Consider the following 4901-nt stretch of genomic DNA (forward strand, 5'->3'; position numbering starts at 1 on the left):
CATCCCGAGCCAGAGCTTCCCAGCCGTCGCGCTGATACGCCTTGTGCCATCCCCGTATCGTATCGTCGTCCAGATACAGGAACTCCGCGATCTGGGCACAACTTTTGCCGTCATCCAGCAGCAGAAGGGCATTTGCCCGCCGTGCAACGCCGTGGTCCACGCGATGCCGACGCACGCACGCTTCGAGTTCGCGGCGATCTTCAAAGGAAAGGAAACCGGGGTGTATCATGCTCGCAACTGAATCCCGATTCAACCTCGCGTCAAGCCGGAATTCGGGTCTCCAAAGACTCTGAGTATAGCAGAAAAATCTCTGAACGCACCTCGTTAGGGGTGCGTTCAAATTTTTGGGCACCTCGAAAAATCTCGCGATCCAGCGTGATCCCGGTAGAATCGTCGATATAGGGGCGATGAGTGGGAGGTGCTGATGGGCCAGATGGGCTTCTTCGACGTCTCGAAGCGCTACGCCGGGCTGGACGCGAAGGCGGACCCGCTGGTGAAGCTGAACGCGATCGTGCCCTGGGCGGATTTCCGGCCTCAGCTGGAAGCTGTCTGGCGCCGGCCGTCGGAGGCGCGGAAGTCCAAGGCCGGTCGCAAGCCCTGGGACGCGGTCGTCATGTTCAAGGCGCTCGTGTTGTGCGAGCTCTACAACCTCTCCGACGAACAGTTCGAGTACCAGGTGCGCGACCGGCTGTCGTTCATGCGCTTTCTGGGCCTGGGTCTGGAGGACCCTGTGCCGGACGCGACGACGGTCTGGCAGTACCGCGAGCAACTGGTGCAGGCCGAGGTCGTTGACGAACTGTTCGGCGCGTTCGATGGCTACCTGAAGGCCCAGGGTTGGCTGGCGATGGGCGGGCAGATGATCGACGCCTCGATCGTGCCGGTGCCCAAGCAGCGCAACGACCGCGACGAAAACGCGGCGATCAAGGCGGGCGAGACGCCCGAGGGCTGGAGCGACAAGCCGGCCAAGAACCGCCAGAAGGACACCGACGCGCGCTGGACGAAGAAGCACGGCAAGTCGCACTACGGGTACAAAAACCACGTCAACGTCGACCGGCGGCACAAGCTAATCCGGCGCTACAAGGTGACGGACGCGGCCGTCCACGACAGCCAGGTCATCGACGACGTGCTGGACGACGACAACACCGCCTCGGATGTCTGGGCGGACAGCGCATACCGGTCGGCCGAGATCGAAGCCAAGCTGGAAGACCGCGGCCTGAAGAGCCGGATTCACCGCAAGGGTCATCGCAACCGCCCGCTCAGCAAGCGCGAGCAACAGGGCAACAAGACCCGGTCGAAGGTCCGCGCCCGGGTCGAGCACGTGTTCGGCGCGCAGACCAATGACATGGGCGGCACGCTGGTGCGCAGCATCGGGATCGCCCGCGCCACGGCACGCATCGGGCTGAAGAACCTGGCCTACAACATGCGACGCGTGGTTCAGCTGGACGGGCTGGCTGCCGTTCGCGGCCCGACGTGAGCGGAGTGGTGACAGGAGAAGTGTGCCTGGAGCGCAGCTGAAGAGGTAAAAACAACCAAAAAGAGCCGCCGAGCGGCATCCATCGGGGCGTTCAGCGGCCACCGGAGCCGTTTATCGGGCCGCAAGAGCCTACGCAGCCGCATTTATCGAGGTGCCCTTTTGTTTGAAGGCCCGATAAAACGAAGAAAGTTCGCCATAACCGCAAGCATTAGCAATATGGCCGATCGGCTCTGAAGTGGTGGCCAAAGCCTCGTAGGCCGCACGCATCCGCTGATCGCGCAACATGCCGCGGAAAGACAGTTCTTCCCGCGCAAGAGCACGCTGCAAAGCCCGAACTGAGACGCCAAGTTGACATGCCGTTCGCTCGGCCGTCAGATCGCCATTCCCATAATTGCGCGCTATCTCCATGCGGACCAGTTCACTTGTAACCTTCGGTTGAGCTTCAGCTGTTGCGCAACAGCGGCCGTGATTGAGACCCAGCTTCAGTGCATCAAACGCGGCACTGCAGAGGAAGGGAACCTCGCGCGCTGCTTCGGTTTCCAACGCGTCAGCGGCGCGTTTAAGGATTTGGCGCAAAATCTCGCCAGTTGCCAATTCATCGAAGGCACGGGGATCACATAAAAGATTAAGATCGAGGCCTTTCAGTTCCGCACGCGGCACGGCGAGTGTGACGCCTGTATAGCGACCGCGCCGGGCGTCGAGGGCGAAGGGACGATCTGAGCAAGTCATGAAGATCCGCCCCCTACGCAGCCGGTGCTCACCGGAAGCGTTTAGCAGCCACCGGCTACCGCCGAGGATGCAGCCCAGGTGAACCATTTCCGGATCACCGGCTCGTATCTCCGCGCGGCCGCGCCGCACGTAATGTGCCGGCGCCTCGACCAGCATCGCGCCGCGTGACCCGTAGTGCGCCGCAAGCATTCGGGCCTGAAAATCGCGCGCGCAGGACGCCCAGCGCGGCGTCATTGGCATCACTCGCCGGGCGATCGACTCGTAAAACAGATCGAAACGCTCCTCGGGGGCGACAACCTGGGTATTGATCCGGGTCAAGTTCATCGCGAGCACCTCGTGCCTGCAATCGTTCTTGCAAGAGATGACACGCAATCGACGGGTTGTAAGCCACTTGTAACGAAAGCGTGCTTACGAGTGAAAAGCTGAGATTGGCGCGTTAACCAACTGTGATTGTTTCATTTTACGGAAGAAGGCTTGGTTCGTAAGGCGCCCAAGCGTCCGATCCGGACAAGCCTGCTGTCGCTTTGCGCCAAAGACCCACTGGCTCGCGCCTTCATAGGCTCAGGTTTCCGGGCCCGCTTAGACGGCCTGGCCGAAGCAGATAAACGGGAGGTTGAGATGGGTTTTCGAACAGGAGCGGCGGTAGCGGTTTTGACGGCCATTGGACTGGGGCTGCCGAGCGCGGCGGCCGTAGCCGACGATACCGAAGAGATCCGCGATCTGCGCCAGCAAATGAACGAGATGCGCCAACGCCTGCACGAACTGGAGACGGAACAAGCCGAGACCAAGCAAGAGGTCGAGGAAACGCGCGACAACGCGGTCCTGTCCAAAGGCTCGGAGCCCGGACGGTTCCGCTTACCGGGCACCGATACAGAGGTTGAGATCGGCGGCTACATCAAGGCCGACTTCATCTTTGACACGAATGAGTCCGTTGGTGACCTGTTCGTGACCGAATTGCTGACAACCGGTGCCGCCGACGACGAGCAACGTTTCCGCGCACACGCCCGACAGTCGCGGTTGCGCTTCAAGACCTTCACCCCAACGGATCTTGGCGAGGTAACAACCCATCTGGAAGGCGACTTCTTCGGCAACGGGGGAAACGAGGTGTTCTCGAACTCGCACTCGTTCCGGCTGCGGCATGCGACAGCAACAGTCGGCGGTCTCCGGATCGGCCAGTACTGGACGAACTTCATGCCGATCGAGAGCTATCCGGCCACGGTCGACTTCCAGGGACCAGCCGGTATCCCGTTCATTCGACAGGCCCAACTACGCTATACCCACGACCTCTCGGAACGGTGGACCCTGTCGGGCTCGGTGGAGAATTCCGAGTTCAGCGGGCGGGACGCTATCGGCGCATTTTCCGAGAGCACCGAGCGCAAAAACGACGACTTCGGCATCAACGCCGGCCTCGATCAGGCTCCGGACATCACGGCAGCCACGACGTACTCAGACGACTGGGGTTTGGTGAAGCTGTCCGGCGTCGGCCGTTACCTTGGTTCGCCGAACGACCAAGGTGACGATGCCTTTGGTTGGGGCGTCAACCTCTCCGGCAACACGGAACCTTGGACGGACGGGATTCTTCGCGGCTCCCTCACCTACGGTGACGGTGTCGGGCGCTATATTCTGAACGGCTCTGGACAGGACGGCTTTGTCGACGCGAATGGCGATGTCCAGACCATCGAAGCGTACGGTGCGACCCTCCAGGTCGGTCATAACCTTACCAACGACGTGCAAGTCCTGCTTGCTTACGGTCGGTATGAGGCCATGGACACGTTCCGTCCCGGCGACCTCGACAACACCAACTCGGTGCACGCCACCTTATTCTGGAACCCGATCGACTTCGTAACCTTCGGAACCGAAGTGATCTGGGGCAATCGGGAGGACGCAAACGGCGACAGCGACGACAACGTGCGCCTCCAGCAGTCAGTGCAGGTGAGCTTCTAGGCGACCAACGCGGGGTGCGGGCGCGGCGAGCAACCGATCCACACCCCGCGTTCGGCTCTGTGCGTTCGGCTCTGAATGCGCCAGCTTTAATGCATCCACGTTACAGAACATTGCATACGTTCGGGTCATGGCCGGCTATTGCCTCGCCGGGCGCAGGCATCTGAAGGATCGCGATACGTGCCGTCGACAATGTTGACCGCTCTGGGTCCCGAAGTCCCCTCTTTTGACGTCGCCGTCCGGTGTCGAGGGTATTCCGCGGACGCCTATGCCTCGTTGTTCACCGGGCAGCCAGGGCCATAACCGGACGTGCCACTTCATTACATCTGCCAAAAATGTGGTGCATGAACGACGTGTCCGTGCGGCGCCTGTAGGTGCCAGATGGCTCGTGCTTGCATGCCGGTCAGCGATCAGAAGCATCGGTTCAGCTCTAAGCGGAACTTTTTACTTGGTTTTCCTTCTAAGTGCCTGGATATGAACAAAGAATCGAGTTTTGGGCGGTACCGTGTACCCATGTAAATGACGGGGTTCGTTCTTGACATCGGGGACAAAGTCGGATTCGCATAGGCTATGTACATCGAGTCGGTCCCCAATCGCCAGTCGCCGCCCGCCGTTCTGCTGCGGGAAAGCCGCCGCGAGGGCGGCAAGATCAAAAAGCGCACCGTGGCCAATCTGAGCGGTTGGCCGACGGACGTGGTCGAGGGCCTGCGCACCCTGCTCAAAGGCGGCGTCGCCGTTGAACGCGCCGAGCAGGCGC

5 protein-coding genes are annotated in these 4901 nt (G+C 61.1%); 3 read left to right on the plus strand and 2 right to left on the minus strand.

The features are described 5' to 3' along the window. Window positions 1-229, minus strand: a 229-nt coding sequence (locus tag CKO28_RS29520) for a helix-turn-helix domain-containing protein (protein WP_200344465.1), incomplete at its 3' end; no start/stop codon positions are given. A gap of 195 nt (window positions 230-424) precedes the next feature. On the opposite strand from CKO28_RS29520, the gene CKO28_RS26930 reads away from it, so the two are divergent. Then, window positions 425-1474, plus strand: a complete 1050-nt coding sequence (locus CKO28_RS26930; RefSeq protein WP_200344467.1) for an IS5 family transposase — start codon at window positions 425-427, stop codon at window positions 1472-1474. A 129-nt stretch (window positions 1475-1603) separates the two neighbouring features. Here CKO28_RS26930 and CKO28_RS26935 read toward each other — a convergent pair whose 3' ends face one another. Beyond that, window positions 1604-2527, minus strand: a complete 924-nt coding sequence (locus CKO28_RS26935) for a helix-turn-helix transcriptional regulator (protein ID WP_200344469.1) — start codon at window positions 2525-2527, stop codon at window positions 1604-1606. A gap of 150 nt (window positions 2528-2677) precedes the next feature. On the opposite strand from CKO28_RS26935, the gene CKO28_RS26940 reads away from it, so the two are divergent. Continuing rightward, window positions 2678-4147 carry a DcaP family trimeric outer membrane transporter gene (locus CKO28_RS26940; protein ID WP_200344471.1) on the plus strand — a complete coding sequence of 490 codons (1470 nt, stop codon included), beginning with the start codon at window positions 2678-2680 and terminating at the stop codon, window positions 4145-4147. A gap of 567 nt (window positions 4148-4714) precedes the next feature. After that, the coding region (locus CKO28_RS26945; RefSeq protein ID WP_242480851.1) for an IS1634 family transposase N-terminal domain-related protein at window positions 4715-4901 on the plus strand (187 nt) is incomplete at its 3' end.

Source organism: Rhodovibrio sodomensis (assembly GCF_016583645.1).
Classification (GTDB): Bacteria; Pseudomonadota; Alphaproteobacteria; order Kiloniellales; family Rhodovibrionaceae; genus Rhodovibrio; species Rhodovibrio sodomensis.